The 15,482-nt window shown below is 70.5% G+C and carries 14 protein-coding genes and 3 tRNA genes; 11 read left to right on the top strand and 6 right to left on the bottom strand.

The genetic code is table 11. The features are described 5' to 3' along the window. Positions 1-172: 172 nt before the first annotated feature. A complete protein-coding gene (locus ACSDR0_RS09855; protein ID WP_435288444.1) occupies positions 173-949 on the top strand; it encodes a fumarylacetoacetate hydrolase family protein in 777 nt (258 codons plus the stop codon). Positions 950-977: 28 nt separating this feature from the next. Continuing rightward, positions 978-2,309 (top strand): glutamate--tRNA ligase, encoded by a 1,332-nt coding sequence (gltX, locus tag ACSDR0_RS09850; RefSeq protein WP_435288588.1) that lies wholly within the window; start codon positions 978-980, stop codon positions 2,307-2,309. A gap of 237 nt (positions 2,310-2,546) precedes the next feature. Here gltX and ACSDR0_RS09845 read toward each other — a convergent pair whose 3' ends face one another. Beyond that, positions 2,547-4,280, bottom strand: a complete 1,734-nt coding sequence (locus ACSDR0_RS09845) for a carboxylesterase/lipase family protein (RefSeq protein ID WP_435288443.1) — start codon at positions 4,278-4,280, stop codon at positions 2,547-2,549. Between the two features lie 206 nt (positions 4,281-4,486). Beyond that, on the bottom strand, positions 4,487-6,466 hold the full coding sequence (locus tag ACSDR0_RS09840; protein WP_435288442.1) for a M3 family metallopeptidase: 1,980 nt from the start codon (positions 6,464-6,466) through the stop codon (positions 4,487-4,489). A 175-nt stretch (positions 6,467-6,641) separates the two neighbouring features. On the opposite strand from ACSDR0_RS09840, the gene ACSDR0_RS09835 reads away from it, so the two are divergent. The 4 genes from ACSDR0_RS09835 to ACSDR0_RS09820 all read left to right on the top strand — a co-directional run bounded on the left by ACSDR0_RS09835 (position 6,642) and on the right by ACSDR0_RS09820 (position 7,679). Continuing rightward, positions 6,642-6,713, top strand: a tRNA-Gln gene (locus tag ACSDR0_RS09835). Between the two features lie 62 nt (positions 6,714-6,775). Next, positions 6,776-6,851 (top strand) — tRNA-Glu (locus ACSDR0_RS09830). A 13-nt stretch (positions 6,852-6,864) separates the two neighbouring features. Then, a tRNA-Glu gene (locus ACSDR0_RS09825) sits at positions 6,865-6,937 on the top strand. 229 nt (positions 6,938-7,166) lie between these two features. Beyond that, entirely contained in the window at positions 7,167-7,679 is a 513-nt protein-coding gene (locus tag ACSDR0_RS09820) for a PaaI family thioesterase (protein ID WP_435288441.1), read from the top strand. Positions 7,680-7,829: 150 nt separating this feature from the next. Here the strand turns inward: ACSDR0_RS09820 and ACSDR0_RS09815 are convergent, their stop codons facing one another. Continuing rightward, positions 7,830-9,569 (bottom strand): hypothetical protein, encoded by a 1,740-nt coding sequence (locus tag ACSDR0_RS09815; protein WP_435288440.1) that lies wholly within the window; start codon positions 9,567-9,569, stop codon positions 7,830-7,832. 335 nt (positions 9,570-9,904) lie between these two features. Then, positions 9,905-10,621, bottom strand: a complete 717-nt coding sequence (locus ACSDR0_RS09810) for an IclR family transcriptional regulator (RefSeq protein WP_329085241.1) — start codon at positions 10,619-10,621, stop codon at positions 9,905-9,907. Positions 10,622-10,691: 70 nt separating this feature from the next. On the opposite strand from ACSDR0_RS09810, the gene leuC reads away from it, so the two are divergent. The 4 genes from leuC (at position 10,692) to ACSDR0_RS09790 (ending at position 13,364) form a co-directional block, all read left to right on the top strand. Further along, entirely contained in the window at positions 10,692-12,068 is a 1,377-nt protein-coding gene (leuC, locus tag ACSDR0_RS09805; protein ID WP_435288439.1) for a 3-isopropylmalate dehydratase large subunit, read from the top strand. Between the two features lie 12 nt (positions 12,069-12,080). After that, entirely contained in the window at positions 12,081-12,668 is a 588-nt protein-coding gene (leuD, locus tag ACSDR0_RS09800; RefSeq protein WP_435288438.1) for a 3-isopropylmalate dehydratase small subunit, read from the top strand. Then, a complete protein-coding gene (locus ACSDR0_RS09795) occupies positions 12,647-12,901 on the top strand; it encodes a hypothetical protein (RefSeq protein WP_435288437.1) in 255 nt (84 codons plus the stop codon). The genes leuD and ACSDR0_RS09795 overlap by 22 nt, the downstream gene beginning before the upstream one ends. Positions 12,902-13,064: 163 nt before the next feature. Further along, the gene (locus tag ACSDR0_RS09790; protein WP_362867883.1) at positions 13,065-13,364 is read left to right on the top strand and encodes an HU family DNA-binding protein; all 300 of its coding nucleotides are present in this window, start codon (positions 13,065-13,067) and stop codon (positions 13,362-13,364) included. 118 nt (positions 13,365-13,482) lie between these two features. Here the strand turns inward: ACSDR0_RS09790 and ACSDR0_RS09785 are convergent, their stop codons facing one another. Continuing rightward, positions 13,483-13,686 (bottom strand): hypothetical protein, encoded by a 204-nt coding sequence (locus tag ACSDR0_RS09785; RefSeq protein WP_435288436.1) that lies wholly within the window; start codon positions 13,684-13,686, stop codon positions 13,483-13,485. Between the two features lie 151 nt (positions 13,687-13,837). Then, positions 13,838-14,557: a 2-phospho-L-lactate guanylyltransferase gene (gene cofC, locus ACSDR0_RS09780; RefSeq protein WP_435288435.1), complete on the bottom strand. Its 720-nt coding sequence runs from the start codon at positions 14,555-14,557 to the stop codon at positions 13,838-13,840. A 79-nt stretch (positions 14,558-14,636) separates the two neighbouring features. Between cofC and ACSDR0_RS09775 the strand changes: the two genes are divergently transcribed. Beyond that, entirely contained in the window at positions 14,637-15,359 is a 723-nt protein-coding gene (locus ACSDR0_RS09775) for a lysophospholipid acyltransferase family protein (protein ID WP_435288434.1), read from the top strand. The last annotated feature ends 123 nt before the right edge of the window (positions 15,360-15,482 follow it).

The following is a 15,482-nucleotide window of genomic DNA, read 5'->3' as shown; positions in this document are numbered from 1 at the left end:
CCCTCATATACACATAAATCAGTACATAGCTTTTCTTAGACCAAACATGGCGGTATCGATAAAATCGGACTTATAGCGCCTTCTGGTGGTAAATGGTGAAGGTCTTCTCGGTGACGGGTTGGGAGGCACCGGCACGGTCCGGCCAGACCCGGAGCGCGACTAGCCTTGTCGTGTGCGTATAGCGAGGTTCTCCACAGGAGACGGTGTCGGGTTCGGGGTGGTCGAGGGAGGCCCGGGGGAGGAGTTCATCTCCGGGATCTCCGGTCACCCGTTCGGTCCGATCCAGTTCACCGGCGAGCGATACTCGCTCTCCCAGGTCAGGCTGGTCGCGCCCATGCTGCCCAGCAAGGTCGTCGCGATCGGCAAGAACTACGCCGACCACGCCCACGAGATGGGCGGTGAGGTCCCCGACGAGCCGCTGGTCTTCCTCAAGCCGTCGACCTCGGTGATCGGCTCGGGTGAGGCCATCGCCTACCCGACGGCGCTCTCCCAGCGGGTCGACTACGAGGGCGAGCTGGCGGTGGTGATCGGCAGGCTCTGCCGCGAGGTGCCCCGCGAGCGGGCGCACGAGGTCATCTTCGGCTACACCTGCGCCAACGACGTCACGGCGAGGGACCTGCAGAAGAAGGACGTCCAGTTCACCCGGGCCAAGGGCTTCGACACCTTCTGTCCCCTCGGCCCGTGGATCCAGACCGAGCTCGACCCGAGCGACGTCGGCATCGTCACGTCGGTGAACGGCGAGGTCAAGCAGAGCTCGCGCACCTCCAAGCTCATGTACGACATCCCCGCGCTGATCGCCCACGTGAGCGCGGTCATGACCCTGATCCCCGGTGACGTCATCCTCACCGGGACCCCCGAGGGGGTCGGCCCGCTCAACGTCGGCGACGAGGTCAGCGTCTTCATCGAAGGAATCGGCACTCTCAGCAACCGGGTGGTCTCCCGTGATTAGGGTTCGTTTCGCCCCCTCGCCGACCGGCATGTTCCATGTCGGCGGCGCCCGCTCCGCGCTGTTCAACTGGATCCTGGCCGAGCAGACCGGCGGGAGGTTCGTGCTGCGGATCGAGGACACCGACGCCGCGCGTAACCGGCCGGAATGGACCGAGGGCATCCTCTCGGCGCTCGCCTGGATCGGTATCAACGACGACAACCCGGTCTTCGAGGGCCCCTACTTCCAGTCGTCGTACGAGGAGCAGCACCGCGAGGCCGTGGCCAAGCTCGTCGCCGACGGCCGGGCCTATTACTGCACGTGCACCCGTGACGAGGTCAAGGCGCGGACCGGCTCCGAGCACCAGGGCTACGACGGCTTCTGCCGCGACCGGGGCCTGACCGAGGGCGCGGTCCGCTTCCGCACCCCCGACGAGGGCGTCACCGTGGTCCAGGACCTGGTCCGCGGCACCGTCGAGTTCCCCAACAACGCGATGGAGGACTTCGTCATCGCGCGCGGCGACGGCTCTCCGCTGTTCGTGCTGGCCAACGTCGTCGACGACGTCGAGATGCGGATCAGCCACGTGGTCCGGGCCGAGGAGCACCTGTCCAACACCCCCAAGCAGCAGCTGCTCTGGGAGGCGCTCGGCGTCACCCCGCCCACCTGGGCGCACGTGCCGGTCATCGTCAACGAGAAGCGCCAGAAGCTGTCCAAGCGCCGCGACAAGGTCGCCCTGGAGTCCTACCGCGAGGAGGGCTACCTGGCCGAGGCGATGGTCAACTACCTGATGCTGCTCGGCTGGGGCCCCGGCGACGACCGGGAGATCATGCCCTGGGCGGAGATGGTGCCGCTGTTCAAGCTGGAGAACGTCAACCCCTCCTCGGCGTTCTTCGACGAGAAGAAGCTCCGCGCGTTCAACGGCGAGTACATCCGGGCCCTGCCCCTGGAGGAGTTCATCGCCCGCTGCGAGCCGTGGCTGGAGCCCGGCTGGGACCGCGAGGCCTTCGCCAAGGTCGCCGAGCTCGCCCAGACCCGCATCGCGGTCCTGTCCGAGATCACGGCGAACGTCGACTTCCTCTTCCTGGACGAGCCCGTCTTCGACCAGGCGTCGTGGGACAAGGCCATGAAGAACTCCGCCGTGGAGATCCTCACCGGCTATCTCGCCCGCCTGGAGACGGTCGGCATGGACCCCGAATCGCTGAAGACCGCCCTGGAGGAGGTCGGCACCGAGCAGGGCCTCAAGCTCGGCAAGGCCCAGGCCCCCGTGCGCGTGGCCGTCACCGGCCGGACCGTGGGCCTGCCGCTGTTCGAGTCGATCGAGGTCCTCGGCCGAGAGCGCTCCGCCGAACGCCTCCGCGCCGCCCTCGCGAGGCTCCAGGCCTGACCCGACGCATCGAGCGGGACGAGTTTCCAGGCCTGGCCTGACGCTCCGAGCGGGACGAGTTTCCAGGCCCGGCCGCGCCTTCGGGCCGGGACGAGGTTCCAGCTCCCAGGCCCGGCGCCCCCTCGGATCAGCGCGAGGTTCCAGCCTGACGGCCCGCTCCCGGGTTTCTCCCGGGGGCGGGCCGTCACTTTCCCTCCTCGCTTCCCGACGGCCCCGGACGGAGCCTCGGGAGGGGTCTCAGGACGGGGAGCCCGAGAGGCGTCCCGGCTCCGTCCCCCGCCCGGCGAGCCCGTCCCAGAAGGCGAGGCTGTGGGCCGAGGCCCGGTCGAAGGGCCCGACGCCGCCCCGCCCCGGGGCCAGCCCCTGCACGTACGGCATGCCGTCTCCGGGGCGCACGCGCTTCCAGGAGGGCAGGCCCGGCCGGTTCGGGTCGCCGACGGCGGCGAACCGGGACCAGTAGTCGATCATCGTGTCCCCGAGCCGCCGCTGCCCGGGGGTGAGCGGGGCGGACTCCCAACCGACCCCGAAGAGGAACGACAGCTCGGAGCCGTGCGAGGCGAGCGGCCTGATCCCGTTGGGCAGCGGGAAGAGCTCGGGCGCCGTACGGTCGGTGAACTCGTAGGAGAAGGTCGGCACGTGCCGGGCGAGCAGCCGGTCGGTGTCGCGCGCCGGCCACGCCCAGTCCAGGTCGCTCATGACGGCCGCGACCGCCTGGAGGGGTGAACCGTCGTGGGCGCTCAGCGGGTAGCGGGCCAGGACCTCCGGCCCCAGGGCGCCGAACTTGTCGTTGACGGCGGTCTCGTACTCGGTGGCCGTCATCGGCGGGAACATCAGCGAGGTGAACAGCGTGCCCTCGTCCCGGGTGACGCCCGTCAGCACCGGCACCCGGTGGAAGCGGCCCTCCTGGAACACCTTCGCGGGATCCTCGGGCAGCACCGCGTTGCCGTACCCCGGCAGCGGGAGGGGCTGCTGGGCGAGCAGGTCGGCCACCGGCCTGTCCCGCAGGCAGGCGAGCGTGCTCTCCGGGTCGGTGCACCCCAGCCCGGCGGCCAGGATCTGCCCGTAGCCCTCGTGGGAGGCCCGGGGCACCCAGAGGGGCACGTCCATGACCGGCCTCAGCGGGGTCCCCTCGAAGCTTCCCGCCCCGCACGGGGTGCTCTGGGTGATCGCCCGGTGGAACAGCCCGGCCGCCGAGGGGGAGGCGAGCTGCGCGCACACCGAGTGCGACCCCGCCGACTCGCCGAACAGGGTGACGTTGCGCGGGTCGCCGCCGAACGCCGCCGCGTTGCGCCGCACCCAGCGCAGGGCCGCCTGCTGGTCCTCGATCCCGAACGCCCCGGAGTTCTCAAGCCCGGGATACCCGAAGAACCCGAAGATCCCCAGCCGGTAGTTGACCGTCACCACCACGACATCGCCCCGCGCGGCCAGCCTGCGGGCGTCGTAGTCGCTGCCCGCCCCCTTCGTCAGGCCCCCGCCGTGCAGCCACACCATGACCGGCCTGGGGCGGTCCCCGCCGCCTCGCGCCGGCGCGGTCACGTTGAGGTAGAGGCAGTCCTCCGCCTCGCTTCCCGGCAGCCCCCAGATGTCGGCGGTCTGCGCGCACCGGCTACCGGGCGCGACGGCGTCGCGCACCCCCTGCCACGGGGCCACGGCCCGCGGCGACCGCCAGCGCAGCTCCCCGACCGGTGGCGCGGCGTACGGGATGCCCTGGAAGAGCCGGTGCTCCCCGGCCTCCACGCCCCTCACCCACCCGGCGTCGGTACGCACCGTCACGCCCCCGCCCGCCCCGGCGGGGGACGCCGGTGAGATCGGGGAGGCCGCGACGGCGGGGGCGGCCCGTCGCGCCTCGTGCCCTTCCCGGGCCTGTGCGGCCTCCTGCCGGGCCATCGCCGGGCCCGCCGTTCCCAGCAGCAGGACGCCGGCCAGACCGGCGACGAGCGCAGCGCCCGTCCTGTTCCAAGGTCGTCTCATGCCGTTCAGGATGCCCGCCGGCCGTGTCCCGGCGCATTGGGCCTGCGGCCCCGGCCGGGGTGCGGGAAACCACACCCCGGCGGTGCGCCGAGACACAGACCGGAAGGTCACGACTCCCGAAGGCCCCTCGAAGATCCCCGAAGAGCTCCGGGCGGACGCGGCGTCGTACGGCGTCGTACGGGCTCGCACAGGCGCGGAGGCGGCGCTCAGACCAGCAGGCCGCGGCGCTTCAGCAGGGGCTCGATGCGCGGGTCGCGCCCCCGGAAGTCGCGGAAGGCATCCATCACGTCCCGCGAGCCGCCGACCGACAGCAGGGTGGAGCGGAAGTGGTCGCCGTTCCCCCGCCCGAGGCCGCCGTTCTCCTCGAACCAGTCGACGCTCTCGGCGTCGAGCACCTCGCTCCAGATGTACGAGTAGTAGCCGGCGCTGTAGCCGCCGACCCCGCTGAAGAAGATATGGGCGAAGTAGTTGGTCCGGTAACGGGTCCGGACCAGGTCGAAGGCGATCCCCGCGCGCTCCAGGGCCGCCTTCTCGAACGCCTCGGCGTCCTCGACGGTCTCGCCCCGGGCCAGCTTGTGCCAGGACCAGTCGAGCAGCGCGGCCGCGAGATACTCGACGGTGCTGAAGCCCTGGTTGAACTTCTCGGCGGACTTCATCTTCTCCAGGAGCTCCGCGGGCACGGGCTCCCCGGTCTCGTGGTGCCTGGCGAAGTTGGCGAGGATCGACGGCCAGGTGGCCCACATCTCGTTGACCTGCGAGGGATACTCCACGAAGTCGCGCGGCACCGCCGTGCCGGAGACCCGGGGGAAGCGCACGTCGGAGAACAGGCCGTGCAGGGCGTGGCCGAACTCGTGGAAGGCGGTGTTGACCTCGTCGAACGTCAGCAGCGTCGGCCCCTCGGCGGGCTTGGTGATGTTGAGGTTGTTCATCACCACGGGCCGTTCGTCGAACAGGTGCGACTGGTCGACCAGGTTGTTCATCCAGGCGCCGCCGCGCTTGGTGGGCCGGGCGTAGGGGTCGAACAGGAACAGGCCGAGCGGCGAGCCGTCGGTGTCGAACACCTCGAAGACCCGCACGTCCGGGTGGTATCCGGCCAGGTCGTCCCGCTCGGAGAAGGTGATCCCGTACAGCTCGCCCGCCGCGTGGAAGACGCCGTCGCGCAGCACCCGGTCCAGCTCGAAGTACGGGCGCAGGTCGGCGCCGTCGAAGTCGTACCGGGCCTTGCGCACCCGCTCCGCGTAGAAGGACCAGTCCCACGGCTCGATGGGGAAGCCGGCCTGCTCGCTCAGCGCCTCGGCCTCCCGGCGGGCGTTGGCCACCGCCGGGCCCACCAGCTTGCCGAGCATCTCCTCAACGGCTTCGGTGGTCTTGGCCGTCTGGTCGGCGACGGAGTAGGCGGCGTGGTTGGGGTAGCCGAGCAGCGCCGCCCGCTCGGCGCGCAGCGTCGCCATCCTGGCCGCCAGCTCGAAGTTCTCCGGGGCCCGGCCCGTGGACAGCTCGTACAGCCTCCTGCGGGTCTCCCTGTCGGTCAGCTCCGCGAGGGCGGGCTGGTTGGTGTGGTTGAACAGCGCCAGGACGTACGAGCCGTCCTTCTCGATCGCCTTGATCGTGCTCTCGGAGAGCCCGTCCAGCAGCCTGACGTCCTCGACGACCAGCGCGGAGTCCGTGGAGGCCGCCAGCAGGTTCTGGGAGAAGGTCGTGGCGAGCCTGGTCAGCTCCTCGTTGAGCTCCCTGAGACGCTCCTGGTCGCTCTCGGACAGGTCGGCCCCGGCCCTGACGAAGTCGACGCGGTATTTCTCCAGCAGCCACGCCTCCTCGGCGTCGCCGGTGGTCACCTGCTTGATCCTGGCGTACAGGGAGCGGTCCAAGCGGATGGAGTCGGCGTGCCGGCTCAGCCTGGGGGAGACCTGGGTCTCGATCTCCCGGATGCCGTCGGTCGCGTCGGAGGCGGAGATGCTGGAGAAAACGGTCACGGTCCGCTTGAGGATCCGTCCCGAGAGCTCCAGGGCCTCGATCGTGTTGGCGAACGTCGGGGGCTCCGGGTTGCCGGTGATCTCCCGCACCTCACGCAGCTGGTCGGCCATGCCCCGCTCGAAGGCGGGGAGGTAGTGCTCCTCCTTCACCAGGGCGAACGGCGGCAGCCCGTAGGGCAGCTCACTGGGGGTGAAGAACGGGTTCTCGGTCAAGATTGGAACTCCTCACATGCGGCTGGATCTCTCCAGCGGCGTTACACGATGGACCTTCGTGGCGGCAGCCCGGTGATACCGCGATTCGGCCTACGGCAATCGTTTTGGTCTTGACCCCCAACCTGGGCTATTCTTTCGGAGTCGCCAGAGAGTCCCGCAAGGGGGTCCAGCGCGGTGGGGTATGGTGTAATTGGCAACACGGCTGATTCTGGTTCAGTTGTTCTAGGTTCGAGTCCTGGTACCCCAGCTGCATCTTCTCTGGAAGATGCCGCAGATTCGGTCCCCTCCGAGTCTGATGACAGTGTGTAGGGTCCCGTCGTCTAGTGGCCCAGGACGCCGCCCTCTCAAGGCGGTAGCGCCGGTTCGAATCCGGTCGGGACTACCACTGTCTCTCGCAAGGCTCCGTCGTCTAGTGGCCTAGGACGCCGCCCTCTCAAGGCGGTAGCGCCGGTTCGAATCCGGTCGGGGCTACACCGCGAACCCCGGAAGCGACAGCTTCCGGGGTTTTTGCATTTCCCGATTTCCTGAAATTCCGTGCTCCCGTCCCGGATCTCCCCTCATGTTTTTTCCTCGGAGGACCAGGCCGTCCCGGCGGGCGGACCCCGAGGTCACGCCGGGGACCAGCCGGTGCCGCTCATCCAATACCGTGCAGGGTACGTAATCCATACCCAGGTATGACCCCCTCGCGATGGTGGAGCCCATGTCGACGACGCCCCAGACCCAGCCGACGATCTCGCGGACCCACTCGTGGGCGCCACCGACGGTCCCCGCCGACGTGGCGGAGCTGTCGGGCCTGGAATTCCTGGAGCGCCTGGTCGACGGCCGCATCCCCGCGCCGCCGATCGCGAGCACGCTCGGGTTCCGGATAATCCACGTCGAGCGCGGCCTGGCGGTCTTCGTGGGGGAGACCGGCGAGCACCTCTACAACCCGCTCGGAAGCGTGCACGGCGGCTATCTCGCCACCCTGCTCGACTCGGCCCTCGGGTGCGCGATCATGACCGAGCTGCCGCCCGGCACGGCATACACGACCGTCCAGCTCGGGGTGAACATGGTCCGGCCGGTCTACGCGGGCACCGGGCCGCTGCGCTGCGAGGCCAGAACCCTGCACGTCGGCCGGACCGTCGCCACCTCGGAGGCGCGGATCACGGGTGAGGCCGACGGCAAGATGTACGCCCACGCCACCACGACCTGCGCCGTCTTCCCGATGCGCTGACCCCGCCTTCGACCGTCCCCGACCGTCCCCGGCAGTTTCCCGGCCCCGGTCATCCCCGCCCCGGCAGTTCCCGGCAGTTCCCGGCCTTTTCCGCCGGAGGGCGGTCCCGCCCGGAGCCGGTCACCCGGGCTCCGGAGCGGGACCGGAAGGCTAGTTCTGACCCGAGCGGGCCTTGAACAGGGCCCGCTTGGCGGCCTTGCCCACCTGCTTGTCCGGGTGGGCCTTGCCGATCGCCTCCAGCAGCTCCTCCAGGTGCGGGTGCGGCACCTTCCAGATCACTTCGAGCAGGCTGACCAGGTTCGGTACGTTGCCGATGTCGTCAAGGCTGCTGACGAACTCCGGGCGGCCGAGACCGGCGGAGATGGTCAGCATGTCGAGGATCAGCCAGTGGGTGTCGGCCTGGGTGGGCGTGGGAGCGTCCTCGACCCCCAGCTGGGCCAGGTGGGTGGCCGCGTACGGGCGCAGGGACGGCTCGTCGAGGGCCTCCCGCCACGCGGGCACGGCCACGTCGCCGAGCGAGCCGACCATGCTGGCCGCCTGGACCCGGATCAGCGCGTCCGCGTCGTCCTCGGCGGCGGCCTCCAGCAGGTCCCTGGCGGCCTGCTCGGGGGCGCGCAGCTCCATCCAGGCCGCGAACTCGGCGTCCGCCTCCTCCTCGGGAAGCTCGGCGCCGAAGGAGAGCAGGTCGAGGGCCGTCATCGCGTCGATGGCGGGCCGGGCGTCCAGCTCGATGTCGGCGTCGTCCACGAGGTGGACCACGCCCTCCATGCCGAGCGGCGTCAGCCGCACCTGGTCGTGCTCGACCTCGACCATGCCGTATCCGGCCAGCCAGTCGAGCACGGGGTTGAGCGGGTCGCCGTACTGCGCGGTGGCGGCGGTCCAGGCCTCGGCGCCCAGGTCGTCGTATTCGGCGGCGGCCTCGGCCAGCTCGGTGCGGAGCTCGGCCAGCGGCTTCGACCCCGTCGCCAGCAGCACCCGGATCAGCAGCGCCCTGGTCAGCCCGGACAGGGCGATCGTGGCCTCCTCGTCCTCCAGCTCGGGGTCGCCGTAGTCGATGGAGTGCAGGCCCGCCATCCACGCGTCGAGGGCGTCGTCGTCCTCCTCGAAGGGCCACTCCGCCGTGTCGGCGTCGACGCTGACGGTGTCCTCCCCCTCGGGCTGGAGGAAGTCGAGGTCGATCGCGAGGTTCCAGATGTTCCAGAGCGCGGGGACGGAGTCGGCCAGCGAGGCGCCGTCCTCCTTGGGGACCGGGAGCCCCAGGACCCCCAGGGCCTCGACGATCTCGGTGTCGTCGAGCAGGCTCGTCTCGCCCACCCGGCGCTCGGACCCGACCCAGACCGCGAGGTCGCGGGCCTTGGCGATCAAGGTCGCCCTGCGGGTGGCCGCGGCCAGCTCGTTGTCCGGGCGGAGCCTGATCGTCGGCAGCTCGGAGAGCTCGTCGGCGAACGGCTCGAAGTCGCCGAGCCCCTCGGACTCCTCCTCGTCGTACTCCTCGTCCTCGTCGTCCTCGACGACGAGATCCTCCATGGCGTCGACGAAGTCGTCTTCGAGGCGGTCGAGCTCGGCGAGCAGGTCGCCCAGCGAGGCGGAGCCCTTGACCAGGCGGTCGGACTCCGACAGGAAGGTCAGGTAGGCGCGGATCGCGGGCACCATGCCGTCGGCGGCGGCGTCGGGATCCTCGACGACCTGTGGCATCCGATCGAGGAGGACCGTGCGCAGGTCGGACTGCTTCCACCGGCCCACGTCGTCGGAGGCGATCAGGCGGTGCCACAGGGCGACGGAGCCGACCAGATTGGAATCGCTGCCGGGTGCGTTCTCACGCGCCCAGAGGATGAAGTTTTGGAGCAGGGGACGCAGTTCAGCCGCGGCTGCCTCGATGCGATCTGTCACCTTCCCAGCCTAGGGGGCCGCAGGGGTGCTCGCCTCCTCATATCGCCCGCCGATCGGCCGGTGTCAGCCCGCGCGGCCCCTCCGGTCCGGCGATCCGGCCGCCGAGGGCCCGCGCGGCGCTCCGGAACGGTGATCGACTCGCCGCCGCCGGCGTGGTTTCCCGGCGTCTTCAGGCTCGGCGGTCCGCTCGCCGCCGGCCGATGGCGCGCGCCGACCGGCGGTCGACCGGCCTGGTGATCGGCTCACCTGTGATCGGTTCCCTGTGGTCGGCTCGCTTGCGGTCGGTTCACCTGTGGTCGGCTCGCCCGCGGTCGCCGCGGCCCGCCGGCCCGCCGTCAGTTGGCGCGGCGCATCGATTCGGTGATCCGCTCGGCGGCGGTGACCACGGGGGCGGCGTGAAGGCGGCCGGGGGTGCGGGTCAGGCGCTCGATCGGGCCGGAGACCGACACCGCGGCGACCACCTTGCCGCCCGCGCCCCTGATCGGCGCCGAGACGCTGGCCACGCCCTGCTCTCGCTCGCCGACGCTGTGTGCCCAGCCCCTGCGCCGTACGCTCGCCAGCGTGGCCGCGGTGAACTTGGCCCCGCGCAGGCCCCGGTGCAGGCGGTCGGGCTCCTCCCAGGCGAGCAGGATCTGCGCCGCGGAACCGGCGAGCATCGGCAGCGCCGAGCCGACCGGCACGGTGTCGCGCAGCCCGCTGGCGCGCTCGGCGGCGGCCACGCAGACCCGCTCGTCACCCTGGCGACGGTAAAGTTGCGCGCTTTCCCCGGTCAGGTCCCTGAGCTGGGTGAGGACCGGAGAGGCGACGGCCAGGAGGCGATCCTCGCCCGCGGCCGTGGACAACTCGGACAGGCGCGGGCCCAACACGAACCGGCCCTGCGTGTCGCGGGAGACGATGCGGTGGTGCTCCAGCGCGACGGCCAGCCGGTGGGCGGTGGGTCGGGCCAGGCCGGTGGCCTGAACGAGCTGTGCGAGGGACGCCGGGCCGGCTTCGAGGGCGTTGAGCACGAGGACGGCCTTGTCGAGTACGCCGACTCCGCTAGAGTTGTCCATACACCGATACTGCCGTCTCGACATATGAGAAAGCAAGTGGGAGTGGGACAGCCGATCGCAAGGAGGCGACATGGGCCGCACGCTCGCGGAGAAGGTATGGGAGCAGCACGTCGTGCGACGTGCTGAGGGAGAACCCGACCTGCTCTACATCGACCTGCACCTCATTCACGAGGTCACGAGCCCGCAGGCGTTCGACGGCCTGCGTCTGGCCAATCGCCCCATCCGGCGGCCCGACCTCACCATCGCCACCGAGGACCACAACGTCCCGACCGTGCGCGGTCCCATCAACGACCCGGTGTCGCGGGTGCAGGTCGAGACGCTGCGCAAGAACTGCGCCGAGTTCGGCGTCCGGCTGTATCCGATGGGCGACGCGGGGCAGGGCGTGGTCCACATCATCGGCCCGCAGTTCGGTCTGACCCAGCCCGGCATGACGATCGTGTGTGGCGATTCTCACACCTCGACCCACGGCGCCTTCGGCGGCATCGCGTTCGGCATCGGCACCTCCGAGGTCGAGCACGTGCTGGCCACCCAGACGCTCCCCGCCTACCGGCCGAAGACGATGGCCATCGAGGTCTCCGGCGAGCTGCCGCCGGGCGTCACGGCCAAGGACCTGATCCTGGCGATCATCGCCAAGATCGGTACCGGCGGCGGTCAGGGCTACATCGTCGAATACCGCGGCGAGGCCATCCGCAAGCTCTCCATGGAGGGCCGGATGACCGTCTGCAACATGTCCATCGAGGCGGGCGCCCGCGCGGGCCTGATCGCTCCGGACGAGACCACCTTCGAATACCTCAAGGGCCGTCCCCACGCGCCGGCCGGCGCCGACTGGGACGCCGCGGTCACGTACTGGAAGTCGCTGGTGAGCGATGAGGACGCCGCCTTCGACACCGTCGTGGAGATCGACGCGACGACGCTGACCCCGTTCGTCACCTGGGGCACCAACCCCGGCCAGGGCGCCCCGCTGGGGACGTCCGTGCCGCGCCCCGAGGACACCGACGACCCGGCCGCCGCCACCCGCGCCCTGGAGTACATGGGCCTGACGGCGGGCACCCCGCTCCGCGAGGTCCAGGTCGACACGGTCTTCGTGGGCTCCTGCACCAACGGGCGCCTGGAGGACCTGCGGGCCGTGGCCGACGTGCTGCGCGGGCGCCAGGTCGTCACGCGCACGCTGATCGTGCCCGGCTCGATGCTGGTCAAGCTCCAGGCCGAGCAGGAGGGGCTGCACGAGGTCTTCAAGAACGCGGGCGCCGAATGGCGTGAGGCCGGCTGTTCCATGTGCCTGGGCATGAACCCCGACACCCTCGCCCCCGGCGAGCGCAGCGCCTCGACCTCCAACCGCAACTTCGAGGGACGCCAGGGCAAGGGCGGCCGTACGCACCTCGTGTCCCCGCAGGTCGCCGCAGCGACCGCCGTCACCGGCAAACTCACCGCGCCCGCCGACCTGTAAGGAGTCCTCGCGATGGAAGCGTTCGTCACCCACACCGGCCGGGCCGTGCCGCTGCGCCGCAGCAACGTGGACACCGACCAGATCATCCCCGCCGTCTGGCTCAAGCAGGTCAGCCGGACCGGTTTCGAGAAGGGCCTGTTCTCCGCCTGGCGCGAGGACCCCGGCTTCGTCCTGAACGACCCCGCCTACGAGGGCGCCACGATCCTGCTCGCCGGGCCCGACTTCGGCACCGGCTCCTCCCGCGAGCACGCGGTCTGGGCCCTGCAGCAGTACGGTTTCCGCGTCGTGATCGCGGCCCGTTTCGGGGACATCTTCCGTAATAACTCCACCAAGATGGGGCTGCTCCCCGTCGTCCTGCCGGACGAGATCGTCAAGGCCCTGCAGGGCGCGGTGGAGGCGGATTCCAGCCTGGAGATCACCGTTGACCTGGGAGAGCGTCAGGTCCGCTGGGGCGGCGAGATCGCCGCGTTCGAGATCGACGACTACACGCGCTGGCGGCTCACGGAGGGCCTGGACGACATCGGGCTGACCCTGCGCAACGCCGACGCCATCGGGACATACGAGAATGGTCGGCAGCCATGGCTGCCGACGACCGTCTGACGAGTTCAGAACACGAGCTGGCGTGGCGGCTGCGCGAGGCGCACCGCCACGTCCGTTCCCTGCCCATCCCCGCCGAGGAGAGAAAGCGTCTCGCCAGGCGGCTTCTGGCCATCTGCGATATGGCCAAACGCGACCTCGAACACGCCGCCGGGCGTCTTGATTTGTTCCTTCTCAGTATTGATGTCGTGGTTTCAGATACGCCAAGCACTGGAAACATTGCGGAAGGTGATTGAGTCATACGGCTCCGTCCCCTAATTTCAAGCGGGCAAGGGGTTTCTCATCGTGATCGTTGATGAGAGATCTGTGATGAGACCCCTCGCCGTGACAAATCGGGTGAGACGGGTTTTCTGCCTCGTGACCCACTCCCGGACATCGGTAAGCAGGGGGAGCAACCTTATGAACAAAAAGGAACTCGTCGACGCCATCGCGGATCGGGTGGGCGACAAGAAGACGGCCACCGAGGCCGTGAACGCGGTGCTCGACGCCATCCAGACCGCCGTCGCGAATGGCGACAAGGTCTCGATCACGGGGTTCGGTGCTTTCGAGATGGTGCACAAGCCGGCCCGTACCGCCCGCAACCCCTCGACGGGTGCCGAGATTCGCGTCGCCGAGAGCTGGGGGCCGAAGTTCCGGCCGGGCTCCGACTTCAAGGAACTCGTCAACACCGGCGGCAAGAAGGCATCCAAGAAGAAGTAGGCCTCGGGCGCAGGCGCCCGGCCTCCCGCGACGGGAGGCCGGGCGCCCGGCTTTTCCGCCGGATTCGTCCGGTGAGGACGCTCGTTCGAAGATTCGCCCGGAGGGCCGTCGGGGCCGCCTATCCGGGTACGGGGAAGGTCGAGAGGGTGACGTAGGTGACGTCGTCGCCGTCCATGACGATGTTGACCCGCTGGCCTGACCGAAGCAGCCGCAGCGGCCCCGCGTCGAACGCCGCCGCGTCGAACGGGATCTGGGTCCCGTCGTCCAGGAATACCGACCCCGACCGGGTCGCCGGATCGAAGTCCCGCACCGTCGCCTGCACCCGCCCAGCCTAACTCCCGCCCGGGCGCCGGGCCCCGCCCGAATCGATCCAGCCCGAATCGGCCTCATCCGAACCGGTCTCGCCCGGACCACGCCCGCTCGCCCGCGGCCCCGCTCCTCGCCGTCCGAGCCTCGTGCGCGCCGTTCTCGTCTCACTCACCGGCACCGGCACCGGCACCGGCACCGGAACCGGAACCGGCGGGCCCGGACCTTCGGCCGCCGTCCGGGCTCGACGCCGCGATCCTCTCCGCCGTCGCCAGCGTGCGGGGACCGACGCCGAGGGTCAGCGCCAGGCGCAGGTCGTCCGGGGTGTCCACGTCGTGGCGGACCGACTCCACCCCCTCCACGAAGAGCTCCTTGGCGCCGCGCCGCAGGTGCCGCTCCCTGGACTCCCCGCCGAACCCCGGGGTGAAGGGCACCCCCGGCCGTACGCCGTAGAAGGTCGTGCCGATCTCGGCGGCGTCGGGCAGGAACATCTGGTCGAACTCCGCGGCGGCGGCCAGCACCCGGGCCAGCTCCGCCGGACGCAGGGCCGGGAGGTCGGCCTGGAGGGCGCCGACGGCGTCGCCGGGCGCCAGCCGCACCGCCTCCAGGGCGCCGTGGCGCAGGGCGGCGTTCAGCCCCGCCTCCGGGTCGCCGACCACGTGCGCTCCGACCTCGCCGAGCGCCTTCGCGGCGACCGGATCGCCCGTCACCACGACCACCCGCGCGACGAGCGCGCAGCTCAGAGCCGCCTCGACGGTGTCGCAGGCGATCGCCACGGCCAGCGCGGCCCGGTGCGGACCGGCCGCGGCCGACAGGCGGGTTTTGGCGGCGACCAGTGTCTTGACCGGGACGACGAGGGTCCAGCCGGAGCTCTCCGAAGCAGACATAGCCTTAAGCATCCCGTCTCGACATCCCCGGGAGCCAACCGGGAGACTTGGGACGCATCCCGCTCAGATGGAGGAGCCCATGAGACGCCCCGGATGGCCTTCGCGATTCTGGGTGGCCTTCGCCGTCGTGATCGTCAAGCCGATCTCGTGGCTCCTGGTCAAGAAGGACTGGCGTCGCGCCGACCGCCTCCCCAAGAGGGGCGGGATCATCATGGTGACCAACCACCTGTCGTGGCTGGACCCCATCCTCGTCGCGCACTTCCTCTACAACCACGACCGCTGGCCGGTGATCCTCGCCAAGTCGGGGCTCTTCTCGGTGCCGCTGGTCGGTCCCCTGGTGAGGGCGCTGCAGGCCATCCCGGTCTACCGGGGGAGCGCCGACGCGGCGCGCTCGCTGGAGGAGTCGCGGCGGCGGCTCGCCGCCGGGGCGTGCGTGATGTTCTACCCGGAGGGCACCTGCACCCGCGACCCCGAGTTCTGGCCGATGGAGGGCAAGACCGGCGCGGCCAGGCTCGCGCTGGCCACCGGCGCGACGGTGATCCCCGTCGCGCACTGGGGAGCGCAGGAGATCCTGCCGTACGGCGCCAAGAGGCCCCGGCTGCTGCCGCGCAAGACCTTCCGCGTGCAGACGGGGCCGCCGGTCGACCTGTCGAAGTACGCGGGGCACGAGGGCGAGCCCCTCTCCGCCGGCGTCCTGCGCGATGCGACCGCCGACATCATGGCGGCGATCACGGCCCAGCTGGCCGAGATCCGGGGGGAGAAGCCACCCGAGACGCCGTTCAAGCGGCCGTCCGACAACTGACTTCGGCGTACGGTGTTGACATCCTCCCCTCCCCGAAGGGAGGGGATTCCCACGGTCGCCCGTGAGAGTTCCCGATTCACCGCCGGTCGCCCGCCAGGAGAGATCCCTTGAGGTCCTACACCA

It is taken from the genome of Streptosporangium sp. G11 (assembly GCF_051192615.1).
Classification (GTDB): domain Bacteria; phylum Actinomycetota; class Actinomycetes; order Streptosporangiales; family Streptosporangiaceae; genus Streptosporangium.
This window is presented reverse-complemented; position numbering and strand designations above follow the sequence as displayed.